This is a genomic window from Dielma fastidiosa, assembly GCF_000313565.1.
GTDB classification, from domain to species: Bacteria; Bacillota_I; Bacilli_A; order Erysipelotrichales; family Erysipelotrichaceae; genus Dielma; species Dielma fastidiosa.
This window is the reverse complement of record NZ_HE578930.1, coordinates 175,592-194,112: the sequence shown is the minus strand read 5'-3', so window position 1 is coordinate 194,112 and position 18,521 is coordinate 175,592. Positions and strand designations below refer to the sequence as shown.

Annotated in this window: 17 protein-coding genes and 1 tRNA gene; 13 read left to right on the top strand and 5 right to left on the bottom strand. The window is 37.1% G+C overall.

Annotated features, from left to right (window positions below; translation table 11 throughout):
• The first annotated feature begins 3 nt into the window (after window positions 1–3).
• From DAHG_RS15750 to DAHG_RS15710, 9 genes are read left to right on the top strand one after another with little or no spacing between them, the layout of a single operon-like run.
• Complete coding sequence (locus DAHG_RS15750) at window positions 4–378, top strand: hypothetical protein (RefSeq protein ID WP_022939311.1); 375 nt, start codon at window positions 4–6, stop codon at window positions 376–378.
• A 16-nt stretch (window positions 379–394) separates the two neighbouring features.
• Window positions 395–559 carry a hypothetical protein gene (locus DAHG_RS21200; RefSeq protein ID WP_022939310.1) on the top strand — a complete coding sequence of 55 codons (165 nt, stop codon included), beginning with the start codon at window positions 395–397 and terminating at the stop codon, window positions 557–559.
• Between the two features lie 4 nt (window positions 560–563).
• Window positions 564–818 (top strand): hypothetical protein, encoded by a 255-nt coding sequence (locus DAHG_RS15740; RefSeq protein WP_022939309.1) that lies wholly within the window; start codon window positions 564–566, stop codon window positions 816–818.
• On the top strand, window positions 805–1,050 hold the full coding sequence (locus DAHG_RS15735) for a crAss001_48 related protein (RefSeq protein WP_022939308.1): 246 nt from the start codon (window positions 805–807) through the stop codon (window positions 1,048–1,050). The genes DAHG_RS15740 and DAHG_RS15735 overlap by 14 nt, the downstream gene beginning before the upstream one ends.
• Window positions 1,051–1,061: 11 nt before the next feature.
• The gene (locus DAHG_RS15730) at window positions 1,062–1,406 is read left to right on the top strand and encodes a hypothetical protein (protein WP_022939307.1); all 345 of its coding nucleotides are present in this window, start codon (window positions 1,062–1,064) and stop codon (window positions 1,404–1,406) included.
• A 3-nt stretch (window positions 1,407–1,409) separates the two neighbouring features.
• Window positions 1,410–1,703: a hypothetical protein gene (locus DAHG_RS15725; RefSeq protein ID WP_022939306.1), complete on the top strand. Its 294-nt coding sequence runs from the start codon at window positions 1,410–1,412 to the stop codon at window positions 1,701–1,703.
• A 3-nt stretch (window positions 1,704–1,706) separates the two neighbouring features.
• On the top strand, window positions 1,707–2,474 hold the full coding sequence (locus tag DAHG_RS15720; protein ID WP_022939305.1) for a M23 family metallopeptidase: 768 nt from the start codon (window positions 1,707–1,709) through the stop codon (window positions 2,472–2,474).
• Window position 2,475: 1 nt separating this feature from the next.
• A complete protein-coding gene (locus DAHG_RS15715; RefSeq protein ID WP_022939304.1) occupies window positions 2,476–3,744 on the top strand; it encodes a hypothetical protein in 1,269 nt (422 codons plus the stop codon).
• Window positions 3,745–3,756: 12 nt separating this feature from the next.
• A complete protein-coding gene (locus DAHG_RS15710; protein WP_022939303.1) occupies window positions 3,757–9,045 on the top strand; it encodes a MuF-C-terminal domain-containing protein in 5,289 nt (1,762 codons plus the stop codon).
• A 39-nt stretch (window positions 9,046–9,084) separates the two neighbouring features.
• Here the strand turns inward: DAHG_RS15710 and DAHG_RS15705 are convergent, their stop codons facing one another.
• From DAHG_RS15705 to DAHG_RS15685, 5 genes are all read right to left on the bottom strand, one after another.
• A complete protein-coding gene (locus DAHG_RS15705; protein ID WP_022939302.1) occupies window positions 9,085–9,939 on the bottom strand; it encodes an N-acetylmuramoyl-L-alanine amidase family protein in 855 nt (284 codons plus the stop codon).
• Between the two features lie 164 nt (window positions 9,940–10,103).
• Window positions 10,104–10,189: transfer RNA gene (locus DAHG_RS15700), tRNA-Leu, on the bottom strand.
• A gap of 181 nt (window positions 10,190–10,370) precedes the next feature.
• Window positions 10,371–11,558 (bottom strand): HAMP domain-containing sensor histidine kinase, encoded by a 1,188-nt coding sequence (locus tag DAHG_RS15695; RefSeq protein ID WP_022939301.1) that lies wholly within the window; start codon window positions 11,556–11,558, stop codon window positions 10,371–10,373.
• Window positions 11,552–12,235, bottom strand: a complete 684-nt coding sequence (locus DAHG_RS15690) for a response regulator transcription factor (protein WP_022939300.1) — start codon at window positions 12,233–12,235, stop codon at window positions 11,552–11,554. The genes DAHG_RS15695 and DAHG_RS15690 overlap by 7 nt, the downstream gene beginning before the upstream one ends.
• A 48-nt stretch (window positions 12,236–12,283) precedes the next feature.
• Complete coding sequence (locus DAHG_RS15685; RefSeq protein ID WP_022939299.1) at window positions 12,284–12,589, bottom strand: hypothetical protein; 306 nt, start codon at window positions 12,587–12,589, stop codon at window positions 12,284–12,286.
• A gap of 405 nt (window positions 12,590–12,994) precedes the next feature.
• Here DAHG_RS15685 and DAHG_RS15680 point away from each other — a divergent pair, with 405 nt between their 5' ends.
• The 4 genes from DAHG_RS15680 (at window position 12,995) to DAHG_RS15665 (ending at window position 18,467) form a co-directional block, all read left to right on the top strand.
• Window positions 12,995–13,198: a cold-shock protein gene (locus tag DAHG_RS15680; RefSeq protein ID WP_022939298.1), complete on the top strand. Its 204-nt coding sequence runs from the start codon at window positions 12,995–12,997 to the stop codon at window positions 13,196–13,198.
• Between the two features lie 242 nt (window positions 13,199–13,440).
• Window positions 13,441–14,151 carry a response regulator transcription factor gene (locus tag DAHG_RS15675; protein ID WP_022939297.1) on the top strand — a complete coding sequence of 237 codons (711 nt, stop codon included), beginning with the start codon at window positions 13,441–13,443 and terminating at the stop codon, window positions 14,149–14,151.
• Window positions 14,114–16,360, top strand: a complete 2,247-nt coding sequence (locus DAHG_RS20685) for a sensor histidine kinase (protein ID WP_022939296.1) — start codon at window positions 14,114–14,116, stop codon at window positions 16,358–16,360. The genes DAHG_RS15675 and DAHG_RS20685 overlap by 38 nt, the downstream gene beginning before the upstream one ends.
• A gap of 145 nt (window positions 16,361–16,505) precedes the next feature.
• The gene (locus tag DAHG_RS15665) at window positions 16,506–18,467 is read left to right on the top strand and encodes a helix-turn-helix domain-containing protein (RefSeq protein WP_022939295.1); all 1,962 of its coding nucleotides are present in this window, start codon (window positions 16,506–16,508) and stop codon (window positions 18,465–18,467) included.
• Window positions 18,468–18,521: the final 54 nt, after the last annotated feature.

Sequence of the window (18,521 nt, the reverse complement as noted above, 5' to 3'; positions counted from 1 at the left end):
AATATGCTAAATAGATTAGATGGCTATGATGTAATAGAGGCTGAATTGCAAGAATATCTTGCTGGATTGACAGCGCCGGTATTTGATGTAGAGGTAATAAAAAAAGAAAATATATACGAAGTGTACTGCAACAGTACACTTTTGTATTTTTCGGAGGTGGAAGTGAAAGCCGATGAAGAAAAGAAACGTCTTGAAGATTGCTGGCAGCTGGAACAGGCGCAAAAGCACTTTGCAGACAGAAAGATTATGCCGATGCCTGAGCCTGAACCTGTGCCAGTATTGACCGACAGGGAATTAATAGAACGGATATTAGACATACAAATCGAACAGGCGTTAAACGTTGAATATCTTGCTTGCTTAAAAGAATTAGAAATTTAAAGAAAGGAGTTTTGCAATGACAACTTATGAAATGCTCGAAAAGCATATCAACAGTAAAAAAAGAGATGGTGTATTTGATGATTTAATGAAGGACACACTTAAACACAAACTTGATATTTTCTTGCTGTTTAATCGCATCAGTGAAAGTCAGTATAATATACTAATGAAACAAATGGAGTAAGCAGATGTTCGGTTATGAAATAGTAAAAAAGAAAAAGAAGCGTGATCCAATCCGCTTTTCTAAAAAGATTATGATTATTTCAATGGTATTTATAACAGTCTACATTGTGGGCTGTTTTATTTTGTCTTGGCACGTTGGCACACCAATAGATAGTACACTGCATACATGTGTATTTGCGTATTTTTCGGTAGAAGGTATGGCTAATGCTTGGATAAAAATCACAAAAATAAAGGAGGAAAAGAAAGATGGAATTGAATGAAACGATTAAATTGATGAATAGCAAAGATTATAAGGATAGGTTTAGAGCTGAGTATTATCAGCTTAAAATCAGATATGAAAAATTACATAAAATGGTAGTCAAATATGAAGCTGAAAAGCTAAAATTTACACCTTCATGTACTCTTGAACTTTTGAAGGAACAGAAATCACATATGGGAAGATACTTGTACTGTTTAGAAGTAAGAGCAGAAATTGAAGAAATAGAACTTTAGGAGGAAATCAAATGAAATGGTTAATTGAAAATTGGTATTTAGTAGTAGCTGGTGTCGTGTGCTGTGTAGGCGTTGTTTATGGGTGTAGAGTGTTCATGAACAAGCCGACTAACGAACAGGTGGCAAACATCAAAGAGTGGCTCAGATGGGCTGTTATGGAAGCTGAGAGGGAATTGCAAGGTGGGACAGGGCAAGCGAAGTTGCGTAAAGTCTATGATATGGCTATTGCAAAATTCCCGTGGTTATCGTTTATCGCATTCGATAAGTTCAGTATTTGGGTTGATGATGCGCTTGTTTGGATGAAAGAACAATTAAAAGTAAATGAAAACATCAAGGCGTATGTAGAAGGGAAATAGAGAATGAAAGAATTTTTAATGACAACTTACACGATAGTTTTACCAATCCTTATGGGATACATCGTGTGGCTATTAAAAGAACAGAAGAAAACAAGAGATGCCAACAGTGCGGGTACTCTTTGTCTGTTAAGGGATAAATTGATGTTCTATCATGATAAATACACTGATAAAGGCATGATACCTCCATATGCGCTAGAAAACTGGGAAAAGATGTATAAGGCTTATCGTGAACTTGGTGGTAATGGGATGATCTTAGGTATGGACGCAGAAGTAAGAAAACTGCCATTGGAGCATTAACGTATGGAAAAGTTACAGTTTCCGATGAAATGCATAAATATCACTCAAGGCGTAAACGGCCAGTTATCTCATCAAGGCACTTATGCGATAGATAACGCCGGCAAAGACACAGGTATTGATGATGTCTATGCACCTTGTACTATGATTATAAAATATAAGGATAGCAGCACAAACGGTCATGCTGTATTTGCACAATCTACTGATAAAGTCCAGTTTGCAGACGGTAGCATTAATTATGCAACAATGATGTTTATACATGACAATGACATATCAGATTTAAAGGTTGGTCAAGTAATTAATCAAGGCGAAGTCTTTTATCAAGAGGGAGTGGCTGGAAAAGCAACCGGCAACCATTGCCACATTGAGGTGGCTAAAGGAAAATACACTAAACCTTATGAGTTCAATGTTTATAAAGTTTATATGTTACCAAACTCTGTCCATCCTGCATCAGCATTTTATATTGACAACTGTAAAATTATCAACGGTGCTAACTATCAATGGAAAAAGACCACAGACAAGCTGACTTGCTGGGTAAGCTGTGGCAATGCTAAATGGCAGTATCGCAAAGACGGCCGTTTAATCAAAAATGACATGACATGGGATGCTGAATACGGTGCGTGGTATGCATTTGATAAAGATGGCTTCATGATCCGCAGCTCATTGTTTCAGTTTCAGGATAAGTTCGTATGGCTTCAGGAAAGCGGGAAGATGCTGAAGAATGCAGAGCTGCACTTAAAGGCAGATAACAGCGGTTATCTGAAGGAGGTATAACATGGCTAGAAAAAAATCATCATATGAAGAATACTACAATCAAGCCAAAGCTGATTATGACAAATATAGCTCAGGCGGAAGTGGTAAAGGTTATTGGACAGCTATCGATGATAAAAATTGGAAATACACCGATCAGTACGGAAACTCTACAACAGATGTTAAAAATCCTGACGGTTCTTATAAATATGGATCAACATGGGATTCTAGCGCCGGTAAATGGGTAGGTACTGACAGTTTAGTTGATGCTGATGCTAAAAAGCAATATGCAGAAAACGCTATGGGGTATTTCGGTAGCATGATGGAAGCAGAGCGAGAAGCAGCTCGTCGTGAAGCAGAACGTCGATCAGCTATTGAGGAAGCTTATGCAGCTCAACGCCGTGCAGAACTGGAACGCCAGCAAGCACAGATAGGCCAGATCAATAACTTACGTCCGGAATACAATCAACAAGCTGAAATGACAGCCCAGCAGGCTTATATCAATAAGATGTTAGCCGAGAAAGGATTGAACGAGAAACTGGCAGCTAACGGATTATCAGGAACAGGTGTCAGCGAATCAGCTAAAATCTCAAACGAAAATAACTATGGCAACTCACTCAATCAAACCTTGCAGGCTCGTGATGATGCATTAAGAGGACTGGACAATCAGATACAGGCAGTACAGTCAGGCGGTAATGCAAATTTATCAGCGATCGAAGCTGCCTATCAGCAACAGGTTTTAAATGCCTTAGAGCAGCAGCGTCAAGAAGAATGGCAGATGAAACAGTATCAAGATGCAATGGCTCAGCAGCAGTGGCAGAATCAGTTTGCTCAAAATCAATTTAACACAGCTAACAGTCAATGGCAGCAGCAGTTCGATTATCAGAAGCAGCAAGATGCATTAGCAGCCCAGCAGGCATTGCAGGCAGCTGCGGCAAGATCTTATTCTGGCGGTGGTAGTGGTTCCACAAAATCAAGTGGTTCCAGTATGAAGATCAGTGAAGTTGATAAAATCATTCAAGAAAATTTAAAGAATGGTTATTTACCATCACAAGACATGATGGATGCATACAGTAATTACTATGGTCATGATTTAACCTTACCGTATAACAGCGATAATGTCAGCCAATTAATTGATAAAATCAAAGAGGGGCAAAGATACAACACATTCAAAGCAGCAGATAAAGGGACTGAAGCTAAATTGATTACAGATTACCTTAAAGCTGTTGCTCAAAGTAATCCTCAGTATACGGATATTGATATAGCACAAGTATTAAGGCAGTTAGGCTATTAGGAGGTGTGACTTATGTCTAAACCGTTATCATATTATGTTGATTTAGTAAGAAACGCAAATACAGAGAATTTACCTGCAAGGCTAGAACGGTATCGGGCAGCGTATGAAAACAGCAATAAACCAGCAGAAACAAATCAAGGGGGTACTCAATCGAGTACTCCTTTATTGCCTATAAGACAGCAAGTATCTCTTCCTGGTCCTACTAACAATCAATTATCGAATGCTATCCTGATGCCAAATAACGTGCAAGTTAAAGCGAATCAAGCAATGATACAGCAAGGGTTACAGCCGGCTTATTTGGGGCAAGCTCCAACAATAACACAGCCGCAGCCATTACCTGATCCATCTACTCTGCAACGAATAGGCTCGGGTGCTACCGGTGTAGTAAAGAGTATGTCGGCCACTATACCAATGTTTGTTGATACTGCAGCTCAGACACTCGAAAACAGAAACAAAGACAGTCAAAATCACTTTTATACTGATGCTTATAAAGAATACCAAAATCTGTATAATCAAATTGAAACATATAAAAAACAGCATCCGGATAGCGTGAGAATAATTACTAAACCTGATCCTACTGATCCAAGAGGTGTTAGAAAAATAACTGTTACCGAATATTCTCCTGAATTGCAGGTGTTAATGAATGCAATGAAAGAAAAAGAGGATTTTATGAATTTGCAGAGGGATACCACGCCTGTATCTAGTGATTCTTTAGGCATGGAAATGTATAGAGATGCAAATAAAGATAAAGAATATGCTTTACAAGGCTTAGATGCAACTGGTCGTTTTCTAGGTTCAACATTGATGAGCATTGGACAGAATGCATTAACATTACCATTTGCTACTGTAAATCCTGCTTTATCTCTTGGTATGATGAGCGCAAATGCGGCCAGTGATAGAATGGGTGAATTAAACGAGCAAAGAGTATCTGCCGGTGAAGCATTGGGTAGAGGTCTGTTATCAGGAGGTATAGAAGCATTTACAGAAAAGGTTTCAATTGAAAGTCTTTTAGATATTGCAAAGAAAGCACCTGAGACTTTAAGACAAGCAATTAAAACAACCTTGCAGCAAGCTGGAACAGAAGCATCAGAAGAGGCTGTTTCCTATACTTTAAATGCTTTAGCAGATTATGCTGCTGCTGATCCAGAAGCTGAATTTAATATAAGAGGTTTATTAGAAAGTGCTGCTGGCGGTGCTTTAAGTGGTGGATTAATGGGCGGTGGAGCGAATTTAGTTGGCTATGCAAAAGGTAGCAATAATGTATCTTTTGAAGATTCAAAACAAGCTGTAACATTGCCTTTAGGTCAGCAGTTAGTAAATAACGATATAAATCAGAATTCTCAGATAGATACTATAAAGCCTCAATTGAATCAGGAAAATTTATCAAATGAGCAGATTGACACACACAAACCGCAGCCATTACCGACAGCCAAGAAGCCTATGTACAAAACCATTCCATTAGCTCCGGATTATGCAGCTCAGCTTGTCGGACAAGATACCTATAACACGTTGCAGCAGATTGCTAAGAAAGCTAATACAATGGTATCTATTGTTCAAGGTACAGGTTATGATGGTTACTATCAAGATGGCAGAATTTATATTAATGTGAATAGCGATAAGCCTGTCTTAACAACCATGAAACATGAATTAACGCATCACATTGAAACTTCTGATTCTTACAGTGAATTACAGCAAATGATGATGAATGAATATTCAAGATCATCAAAGCAAGGGGTAGAAAGAGCAATCAAGAACATTCAGAATGATTATGCTGATCGGGGCATTGTGCTAAACTATGAAGATGCAAGACATGAGTTTGCTGCTAAGTATGTAGAAGAAAAGCTGTTCACCGATGAAGCATCTATCAAAAAGCTTTATCAGGAACAGCCTAATTTATTTAAACGTATCTACGAATGGATCAAGGACAGCATTAAATATGTGCGTTCTAGTAATGAACAGCGTGCCTTGATGAAAATGGAAAAAATGTATACTAAAGCAATGGATGAAACTGTTAAAAAATATGTGAGCGATACGAACGGCAATAAGATTGCCTATTCAATCAATAAACCATTTTCTGAACAAGTGGATGATGTGCTGAATGGAACTTTTGATAAAACAAATATGTTATTTGTTACAAATTCAAACGCAATTATGCAAAAAGTGTTAGGAAATGATTATCCAGTTTTAATGACACCATACCATATTGAATCTACTTATTTTTCTGATGGGAATAAAAAAGGTATCAATTATCATGGCTATGGAGAATTAATTAAGCAAATTCCGGAAGCATTACAAAAACCTATTATGATAATTCAAAGTTCATCAAAATTATTAAATAATGCAATTTTCATTACTGAAATAAAAGATAAGAATGGGCATAATATGATCGCTCCAATTGATGTTGATACAAGTGGTATGTATAATAATATACAAATAGATGCCAATGTATTGGACACATTTTATGCAAAAGATGATTCGAAAGGTTTCCTTGAAAAAATAACAGGAGATGACATATTATACTTAGATAATAAAAAAAGCCAACAACTTTTTAACGCGCAAGGGCTCCAATTGCCCAACCGGGTAAAAAAACTTGATGGCTTCATACATAGTGTACGCAAAAGCGATCAAAAAGTCAACTATCAAATGAACGGAAATTACAAGACAGATATGCAAATTGCATTAGAAAAAGCAGGATTGTTAAACTCAGATCAAAAACCATCAATGGGAAAATCATTATCTGACTATGATCAAATGCTGAAAGATTATGGCGCAATCAAAACAGGTGTAGACCCTGCACGTATTGATCCAGTTCCTAAGCAGACATCAGATAAAGATGTAACTAGCTTATATGCCAGAACTTTAATGGAATCAGAAGTTACACCGAATGATGTTGTGAATGATTTGAAAACAGAGATTGCAAATGGAAAGATGAGCCATGAGGTTATATCAGATAAACAATCTTTAAAGTATGCGGAAGATATGCTGAATAATTACGGTTATCAAGCGTCTAAGGCTGTCTGGAACGATATTGTAAATGGACACACCCCTGCCGATAAAAACTCTATTGCTCTAGGGCAGCAGTTATATAATCAAGCGATTAACAGCGGCAATACTGCAGAGGCTATGAAGATCGCTTCTGAGTTAAGTGTTCAAGCTACTAAGGCCGGTCAGAATGTTCAGGCTTTCAGCTTGCTAAAGAAAATGACACCTGACGGGCAGTTATATTCACTGCAAACGATTGAAAATCAGTTGAATCAAGAATTGTCTAAGAAATATGGCAATAAAGCACAACCGGTTAAAATCAAGGAGGGCATGGCTAACGATCTGCTTAATTCTACAAGCCATGAGGAAATGCTGAATCGAGTAGATAACATCAAGCAAGATTTAGCGGATCAGATGCCGGCTAACTGGATGGAAAAATGGAATGCTTGGCGTTATCTATCAATGCTTGGCAATCCTAGAACTCACGTCAGAAACATTGTTGGAAATGCTTTGTTCATGCCAATGAAGCAGATGAAAGATATTATTGGGTATGGTTTAGAAAATGCGTATAAAAATACTTTGGGTACTGATGATTTCAAAATGAGCAAATCTTTGTTGAGCAAAGCGGATCAGCAGCTTGTTCAATGGGCTAAGTCCGATTATGAGCAGTATAAAGATGCGGTTATGGGTGAGAATGGCAAGTATCAGGATAAGATAGGTATTGAAAGACAAAAACGCGTCTTTAAAAGTAATGTGCTTGAATGGCTGAAAAACTTCAATTTCACTGCACTTGAAAAAGAAGATGCGTGGTTTTCTAAATATCATTATGCAAACAGTTTAGCGCAATATCTGAAAGCAAACCAAATTGACCCTAACACCGCTTCAATAACTGTTCTGGATGAAGCTAGAAATTATGCCGTTCAGGAAGCTCAGAAAGCTACATACCGAGATAACAGTTATTTCGCACAGTGTATCAACAACATGAAAAACAAGAATAAGCTGTCTCAGGTCATTGGTGAAGGCTTTATGCCATTTACAAAGACCCCTATGAACATCTTACAACGAGGAATGGAATATTCACCTGCAGGAGTTGTTAAGGGTGTGTATGACATGCTTACGAATGTGCAAGACGGCAAAATGACACCGAATCAGGCCATTGACGAGATAGCTTCAGGTTTAACAGGTACAGGTTTATTCTTATTAGGCTCATGGCTTTCGTATATGGGCATATTGACGTCGACAGGAGACGATGATGATAAGAAAAAAGACAAGTTCGATCAGGCTATGGGCGCACAGGATTATGCTATAAAAATTGGTGATGTATCTTATACAGTAGATTGGGCAGCTCCTTCATCAATGCCAATCTTTATGGGAGCTTCCTTATTTGAGGATATGCAGAATCAAAAAGGTTTCTCTGTTACGAATTTCATTGACAGTGCAGCAAGGATCGCTGAACCAATCATAGACATGTCGATGTTGCAGGGAATTAGTTCCACGATTAAAACCGCAGGCTATAGTGACAGTCCTTTAACTGACATACTGATTAATATGTCAACAAGTTACTTATCGCAAGGAGTGCCAACGTTGCTTGGACAAATCACAAACATTGCAGACGGTACACGACGTGATCCGTATTATGTAGATAAGAACTCACCAATCCCTCAAATACTGCAAATACCTATTAATCGAGCGTTAACAAAGATTCCATTTGCGAATCAATTAGTACAGCCTAAACTAGATGTATGGGGCAATGAACAAAAAGACAGCTTACCGGAGCGTATCTTTGAAAATACATTATCCCCTGGTTATATATCCACAGATAAACGAACCGATCTTGAAAAAGAATTAGAACGTCTGTACAAAATCAATTCAGACTACAACACGCTGCCATCCTATCCAAGCAAGTATTACACAGTCAACGGTGAGACTAAGAACCTGACCGCAGCTGAATACGATCAGTATTCAAAAGAAGTAGGGCAGACATCACATGAATTATTAGAGGATACCATTTATTCAGCCTATTATAAAAAAGCCAGTGATGAACTGAAAGCCAATCTGATCAATGATGTATATGAATATGCGAAGCAATCAGCAAAACTGGAACTTACACCGGGGTATAAAGCTGACAAGTGGGTAACTAGCGCAATGGAAGCTGATAAAGTAGGCATTGAGGTAGATGATTTCATCTATTACAACAACATCAAGGGTAACAATTCAGAAGATATTCAGAAGATGCTGAATGATTCCGGTTTATCAAGAATACAGAAAGCCTATATGTATAGAGTGTTAACGTCTTCTAAAAAGAATCCTTATGAATAGAAAAAAGGTGTAGGCTCTTACGGCTTGCACCTAATTTTTTTATTTAACAAACTTTTTGTAATCAGCATATACCTCTTGATACCATTCTGTTTGATTCTTTATAAATTCTGCTGTATTCTCACTATTTGTATTAAAATCGCCTAGAAAATAATCAACTGTTGTGAGCATTTGGTTTAATATATCAATGTTAAATTCAGGGAAGTATTTTGGTAACTTTTTAGTTTCTACAAATTCATCAAACCAAGTTTTAATTTCAACGACATATAGACGATCATCATTATATTCCTCTTTGAAACATGTACTATCTGCATAACTCAAACTTTCAAATTGATTATACATATCATCAATTTGTTCATATACATACTCGATATATTTTTCTTTCTTTATATTTCGTGCTGTCTCTTTTAAATCATCATGAAAGAAAGTGGTTAGTTGATCAATGTATCCATTTAAATTGTATGCTTCATCGATAGCTGTATCAAAATTGCAAATTAAATCATATTTTTCTGTTTTTATTAAACTACCATCATTTGCAAATGTATATAAATTATCTAAAAGTCGAATTTTACCTACAACCATATCACCAGAATCGGTAAAAAAATATTTTTTTTCGTTGATTGTTTGCCATCCAGTTTGCATTATACCGTTGAAGGGATTCAACCAATACCACTTGTTTCCATCAGCTGCCCAACCTGTTTTCATTGCTCCGGTTTTATAGTCCAGATAATACCAGCAATTCATACTGTCTTTGATCCATCCGGTTTTCTTTTGACCGTTTTCATAAAAATAATAAATTCCATCTTCTTTAATCCAGCCTGCACTTTCTTCAGCTTTTATAGGTGCAGATGTAAACAACATCAACAATGCCAATACTAATGCGGATATTTTTTTCATATTTCCACCCTCCAAAGTTATACTCATTATAACAAAAAAACGAATGATTAATAGCAATTATAAAACAAAATATAAAATATACTAGATAATTGTAGGAGTTTTGTAGGAGCTTTAAGTATTTAAAAATAAAAAAACGCCGATATTTCAGCGTTTTATTAATATCATGGTGCAGAAGAAGGGATTTGAACCCTCACGCACGTGTGTGCACTGCCACCTGAAGACAGCGTGTCTGCCGTTTCACCACTTCTGCATCTGCTTGATAATTTTAACCTATTTTAACTAAATTATCAAGACTAAAAGTGATTTCTTTTGAAAAATAACCGATTTTCTGGCAGATTGTCTTAAGTTGAAGTTAGAATATGATATTATAATAAATTTCAAGATGGATATGCTATCCGAACAAATGATATAGCTTCCCCTTAATCATCTGTTTATTTTTTAAACATTACAGTAAAAACAGTGCCTCTATTTGGCTGGCTGTCTACATCAATTTCAGCATCATGTTTTTTTATTATATCATTCACCAACGATAAACCTAACCCTGATCCGCCCATTAACCGTGAACGGGACTGATCTGCACGATAAAATGGTTCGAATATATGCTGCATATCTTCTTCATTAATACCGATGCCGCTGTCACTGACAGATACCTTGATTTTAGCTTCCTCTTCGATAGCCGTTATCAAAATAGTGCCATTTTCAATATTATACTTAATCGCGTTTTCCACAAGATTAAACAAGGCGCGGTAAAGCATCACAGCATTTCCTTTAAGCTTTATATCATCAGAAATCTGCATTATAACCTGTAAATGCCGGCTGTCGATTTGTGCTGCAAGCTCATCAACTATGCGTGTGAAAACATCTTGTATGTCTATGATATCATTCATATCACATTCTTTATCTGAAGATAACGTAAATAAATTTTCTACTAATTCAATCATTCGCTCAGTATTTGCTTTTGTAACTGTTAATGCCCATTCCATTTGTTCCTGTGTAGGCTTTTCATCAAGCTCTAAGACATCAAGACCAACCTGTATCGTTGCCAGCGGTGTTTTTAACTCATGAGCCGCGTTTGCGCTGAATCTTTTCTGCCGTTCAAAGGAACTATTGACTTTATCCATCATTGTATTAAATGATTTGCCTAACTGACTTATCTCATCCTCGCGCTCAGTAGTTTCTACATGCAGCGATAAATCATTGTTACTGACCTTTTCAATCGCTGAAGATAACTCTCTGACAGGCTTCAATGCCTTGCCAGCCATCAGCCAGGCTGCCGCACCGCCAAGCAGAGTGATTAAACATAAGCCGGCGATTCCCCATAAGTTAAATTGGCGTGTGGCTTGTGTTAAAGTAACCACTATATCAATATTGTTATAGGAAGGATCGGTCTCTGACTCTTGATCCAATGTTTTAGAGTCAACAAGAGCAGCCGAAGGTTCAGCTGCCTTAAATGTTAATGCGACATCTGAATCAGGAGCGGTAAAAATGATTGGCAGATCCTTCACAAAAATTCGGTCTGCGTTAAACATAAAGAAACATGTCAGAAGAACAGCCATACTAGTAGTCAGCAGTGTGGATAACAATGTTAATCTAGCCCGCAGTGATAATTTTTTCAGCATTCAGCATCCTCCTTATTAATTACATAACCAGCCCCTCTTATATTTTTAATAATATTCTCATCACTGAAGGCTGCCAGCTTTCGCCGAATGGTACTGATGTATACCTTGATTTGATTGGAAAAAGGATCTGCTTCACTGTCACAGACATGTTCAAGCAATTCCTCAGCACTGACTGGCCGTCCCATATTCATCATTAAATATTCTAGAATTGAAAACTCACGCATCGATAGTTCAATAGGCATACCCTTAAAGCTGGCCTGCTTTTTATTTGTATCCAGATAAAGACCGCCCCGTGAAAGGGCAGCCTCATTCTGAATAAAGGTACGCCGAAGCAGGACACGTACACGAGCCTCTAGTTCCTTAAAATGAAAGGGCTTGGTCATATAATCGCTGGCCCCTCCATCTAATCCTTCAATCTTATCACTGATATCACAGCGTGCGGACAGAATCAGCACTTTAGCTGGCAGATTCTTATCACGAATATGTTTAAGTACATTTAAACCATCCATGCCGGGTAGATTAAGATCAAGGATCACTAAATCATAATCATTGTATTCACAAAGCTCGACAGCATCTTGACCGTTATCGGCAGCATCTACAGCATAACCGCTTTTGCGCATACCATAGCATAATGCCTGCTGCATATCTTTTTCATCTTCTACAATCAAAATCTTCATCTGCCTCACATCCTTATCTGTTTATTTAAACAATCACAATATTAAACTTTATTTTGCTTTTTTGAAAGTAATAGTCACATTACTGTCATCAAGAGTACCGGTTGTTGTGGTAATATAAACCTTTTCCCCGTTATCCATGATGAAGGTATCACCTTTTTCATCATTGCCTAATTCTAAATTCTGAATTTCACCTTCAGTATCACCGCCGTCAATGACTATAGAGTTTTCTTCAACTGTAACACTAGGTGTAATTTCTGCCGCAATCTCTGTTTCACCAGCTGCGAATGCCGGCAATGCGGTAAGCATAGTAAGCGCTGAAGCGCTAAGTAAACCAAATGCAATTTTTTTAATCATGTTATGATCCTCCTTTAGTATTCATCAGATGTGAGTACTTGTGATTGCATGGTTACTATACCAAAACGATGGTTAAAGAAAAGTTAGAGGATCAAGGAATTTTAAAATGTCTGTTATCACAAACAATTAATATAATAAATATAACGCATCTTGTCGGTCATAGCAAAATTAAACGATGCTTTATTTACGGCACGATGAATAAAAAAGCTTATATTTGCATTATTTTACGAAATAGCTTGACTATTGGGCTGATAACGCTTATGATGAACAAGTAATTCAAAGCAATATCTATGATTCACTTATTCACATTCGAGAGTTGTATTTATGTCTTAGGTACAAGGAAGAATGTGTTTTTTTATACCTATCGACTTCAGCTTGTTTACAGAACAAAATGGAGGTACTAAAATGAGTACAGGAACAGTTAAATTTTTTAATGCAGAAAAGGGCTATGGTTTTATTACTGAAGAAAGCGGAAAAGAAATTTTCATTCATTATTCAGCAATTCAAATCGATGGCTATAAGACTTTAAATGAAGGTCAGCGTGTAAGATTTGCCATTGTTGAAGGAAACCGCGGCGAACAGGCTGCTGATGTTACTTTAATTGCTTAATTAAAAACATGAAAAGTGTTGAAATTCGTTATGAGTTTCAGCACTTTTTTCTATTTAACAGCCATGTGCTTTAAGCCTTACTGTAAGATAAATGAAGATTTGGCAGGATATATCAGCTAAGGATGACTTTTATTTCCGACAATGATACAATTCTTATATCATGTAAGATTTATTTAAGAAAAGCGTTCTGCTTTTTGTAAGAACCGTGTTCTATTATATAGACAGGCCAAGGAGGGGTTAAGATGAATGAATGTGTGCTTGTAGTTGATGATGATCATGAGATTGTGAAAGCCATTGCAATCCTGTTAGAAAAGGAAGGCTATCATGTTTTAAAAGCCTATGATGGTGTACAGGCACTTGAGCTGATTGCTCAGCATTCCATTCAATTGATTCTGATTGATGTCATGATGCCTAAGTTAGACGGCTTGTCTGCCATCATGAAGATACGCGAAAGACGTAATTTACCGATTATTGTGTTAAGTGCCAAGAGTGAAGACACGGATAAGGTTTTAGGGCTGTCCATGGGAGCTGATGATTATATCACCAAACCTTATAACTCACAGGAATTAGTTGCCAGAGTCAGAAGTCATTTAAGACGCTATACGCGGCTTGGCGATATCAACAGTGTTAATTCAGTCAATATTATTAATAATGGAAGACTGCGTTATCATGTGGATGAGCGTTCGCTGTTTGCGGATGATGAGCCAGTAAAGCTGACAGCGATAGAAACTAAAATCATTGACCTGCTGATGCGCAATTTAGGCAGAGTGTTTCCAGCTGAAGAAATATACCGCCGTGTCTGGGATGAAGAAGCTTATTCCTGTGAAAATACAGTAATGGTACATATACGCAGAATTCGTGAGAAAATCGAACTTAACTCTAAAGAGCCAGAGTACTTAAAGGTGGTGTGGGGCATTGGATACAAAATTGAAAAAATGGAAAAAAACATTTAGCTTTATCGCATTTTTCCTCGGTATAAGTATATTGCTTGGCAATCTGTCATCACTGTTTGTACGTTACAGCAGTGTAGACGTTTTAAAAAAAGATGTAAGCAGTGCTTTTTCCGGTGATTATCAGACAACAGATGAATTTAGATACTATGTGTCAGATTATCTGGAACGTTTTCTTGTAATGGCATCCGGCGGCAATATCAGCAGCTGGTATAATTACTATAATGGGTATACAAATGAAATCTATGAGAGCGATATTTATTCATCCTATGCTACAACTTATACTTTTAATAATTTAGTGCCGGATGATGAAGATGATGGTACTGTCAGCCGAAGTCTTATCGATAAGCTGCATGACAGACTTAAAGATGATAAAAATGTCCTCTATCAGATTTATCATGAAGGCAAGCTGTTATATTCTAATAATGATGATTTGAAATTAGATAAGAATGGCACGCTGCCGGAAGGCTATAATTTTTTCCTTCACTTTGATGGTAAACAAGTCACTATGATTAAAGACGGGGAAGAGCTTGACGTATATGGTGACGGTTATTATCGCGATGAGAGTGATTGGTATGTGCCTGGATATAAGAATTTCACATTGGATGAGAAATCAGCAAAATCAGAGATTGTCATAGCCTTTGCGAAAGAACCTAAGATTTACATGTTTGGAAATTATTCTGAGAGCGGCAGTGTTCAGCGTGATAATTCATTATATTGGCTGAAGGTAAACTTTGACAACAGCAAATCAGAGTATATCTCACAGGGCTTGTCAATCATTTTAGGTTTAATTTTAATCGTTATCTATATTATTCTGCGCAAAGATAAAAAAGCAGCGGATAAGAAGATTGCGGAATTGACGGGTCATGTGTGGTTTGAGATAAAATTATTGATTTTAATTCTGCCGTTTTTATTGCTGCTTCTGTCTTTTAAAGAATATCTATATTATTATCTGAATGAGCTTTTCTATGGCTATGAATATATTGAATGGGATTATCTCTATTATGGTCTGCAGCGGATATTGGAAGGCAGAACTTATATCCTTCTTGTATGCTTCTGGCTGATTTATCTTGTAATTAATGATATGCGTTATAATCGAGGTCGTTGGTGGCATGGAATCTGCAGCTATGTTTATAACATATTTAAGACTAGTGAATTGAGACTGCCTTTTCAAAAACGTATTACGAATCGCTATCTGCCTGTATTTATTGCTGAGGTGGTTTTGGCAGCCGCTTCTCTCAGTGCGATTATTGTGGCATGGCGCAGCTATTATGAACCTATCAGTATTACGACTTATGCATTATTCTTCCTGCTGGTTGCCGGTCTGCTGATTTTCTTCCAGCTAGCCTATGCGAAGAATAACAAGACGATCAGTCAGGATGTCGGCGCGCTGATTAATCAAATCGAAGCGGTGCATAACGGCGATTTGACGAATACTCTGCGAAGACCTGAAGACGCTGATCTTGCGAAAGCGGTTAATGAATTAAATGATATTCAACAGGGTATGTTTACGGCGATGAATGAACAGATAAAGAGTGAGCGCATGAAAGTAGAGCTTATTTCTAATGTATCACACGACATAAAAACGCCGCTGACTTCTATCATCAGCTATATTGAATTATTGAAACAGGAAGAAGAGCTGCCTGATCATGTTCGTGAATATGTTGCGATTCTGGATTCTAAATCTCAGCGTTTAAAAGAGATGGTAAAAGATGTGTTTGAGATCAGCAAGGCGGCCAGCGGTCAGCTGCCGGTCAATATTGAAGAGCTTGATTTAGGTAAATTACTGCGTCAGACTTTAGCGGATATGCAGGAGAAGATTGATGAGAGTGATATTATTCTGAGAACTGAAATCATGGCTGATCCGGTTATGATTTTAGCAGATGGTCAGCGTCTCTATCGGGTGTTCCAAAATTTAATTGGTAACGCGCTGCTATATTCGCTGCCTGGTTCAAGAGTCTATGTAACCCTGAATCTTTCAGGTGAAATGGCGATTGCCTGTGTTAAAAATACATCTAGGACAGAAATACCGACAGATCTTGATTTCACAGAGCGTTTTGTACGCGGTGATGAAAGCCGCACAGATGGCGGCAGCGGTCTTGGCTTATCTATCGCGCGCAGCTTTACTGAAGCTTGTAACGGTGAATTCAAAGTCGAAACAAATGCGGATCTATTTACTGTCACGGTTAGTTTTAAGCGAGTTAAAGAGTAATTACTAGAAAGCGGGGTGTCCTCCGCTTTTTGTTTTGGTTAATTTCAAAAGGTTTCTGAAAACTAAGAAAGCGTTTACAACAAAGATTGCTTGTGCTAGAATCAAAATGTCATGAATTTAACGTTAAATGTTGAGGAGAAGAATTATGGAGGCGAACATGCGGGTGATAAAAAAACAGGCAATTATCATGTATTCATTATTGAATGCAAATGAACCAATCAGCGGTTTAGTGCTTGCCAAGCAGAGCGGTTTAAGTTTAAAAACTGTTAAAAAAGAGATCGATACATTAAATGATTATCTAAATACTGTCGGTTTTCAAATTGTAAGCCGTTATGGAGTGGGTTATGAATGTGAAATTTTAGATGAAAAGAAATTCAGCCATTTTGCGGAAAGTTTTAAATCTTTCTATCACAATCATCACTATTTTGAAAATAATCAACGTGAAAGAGTGCATTTTATCATTCGCCGTCTGCTGACCAATACAGGTAATTTATTTATCTCTGATCTTGCTGATGATTGCTGCTGTTCACCTTCCATTATAAATCGTGATATGATTGAAGCTAAGGCGCTTCTGTCAACCTTTCGTTTGCAGGTAAAAAATAAAACCAACAATGGTTTGATTGTAGTGGGCAATGAATGGGATATACGCTTAGCTCTGATTTATGAGCATAAGATTTATAAACGATTCCCATCGGAAATAGACTATGATGAATATGATTTCTCAAGGTTTTTCCTTTCTGGTTTAGGCATCTATAAGCAATTAAAATCCTTGGTACTGGAGAAACTGAAGCAAAATAATCTGCATATGTCAGGTTTAGTCATGGGCAAGGTAGCTTATACGATCATATTGTCAATAACCCGAAAAGCATACAGTGATAATTTGGAACTGCCTGAATTTACATATACTCACGCATCACTGCTGCCATCCTATCAAGCAGCCAAGGAAATTTGGGAATCATTAGCTGCCACGGATGATGTCACTTATACGGAAATAGATATTCTCACTTTAGCGGGGGTCATCAGCGCTTATCAGACTTATCTTCCCTCAGATTTGAATTTTCTTGAATATCCTGAGGATTTTTATAAGCTGGCAGATGAATTTCTAGATTACTTTGACAGCTTTTACAATATTAAATATTTTGATATGATTTCATTTCGAGAAGATCTTGCCTGTAACTTTGCATCCTTATTTTTTAAAACGATTTATCATATATCTGTAGATCATGATATAGTCAGCAATCTGTACAGCGATGGGTTGTCTACACTGGACTACTGTATGATTCTTTATAAATTTATTAAAGAGAAAACAAGTCTGGAAGCTTCAATTTATGATATCGCCAGCTTTTATTATATTTTCAATGAGTTTGTTACAGCGATGAACAAGCAGATTAAAAGAAGGGTATTAGTAACCCTGCGTTCAGGTTATTATAAAGCAAAGAATCTGTGTTCAAATTTAAGTACGATTAAAACACCGTATGATATAGAGTTCATACCTGCAGAATTCAGTGATTTATTTCGGTATAATCCCAATGATTTTGATTTTCTGGCAACCAATATAGAAGCTAAGGATTTAGATGATTCATTAAAGAGTAAGGTGCTGCCAGTCTTTTATTTCCGTAAAAACATCGACTTTGTGCGTTTCATTAATCAGGTGAATAAGCCTAAGTATTTCCGTACACATGAAATGGTTGCGATTGAAGATATCTATTACCCAAAAGATATAAAAAATGGTAAGGATTTGTATGATTATATTGCGGCTGAAGTATTAAAATCATGCGAGAATCTTGAAGCCTTCTTTCAGGAGGTTGATGAAAGAAATGCGATCTTATCACCGGAAAGGAAGAATCAGCTTGCTGTATTGCGTTCGTTTAAAGATATCCTGCATCAAACCTTCCTCAAGATAATTATTTGTGATAAGCCATTTCGCTTTAAGGATGAAATGATTCAGACAATTATTGTCTATAATTCTCGTGATAATAATGTCGAGCATCTTCAGTTTATGAGCCGTTTTATTGCTCGTTTAATGCATAGTGATGAATTAATCTTTACTTTTGAGCGCATGACTGATTATGAAATTGTACGGCGTGTGCTGGAAGAAAGTGAATAAAGTTGGTCTTAGGGCCAATTTTTATTTTACGCCTTTAGTTAAAGGTAAATTTAT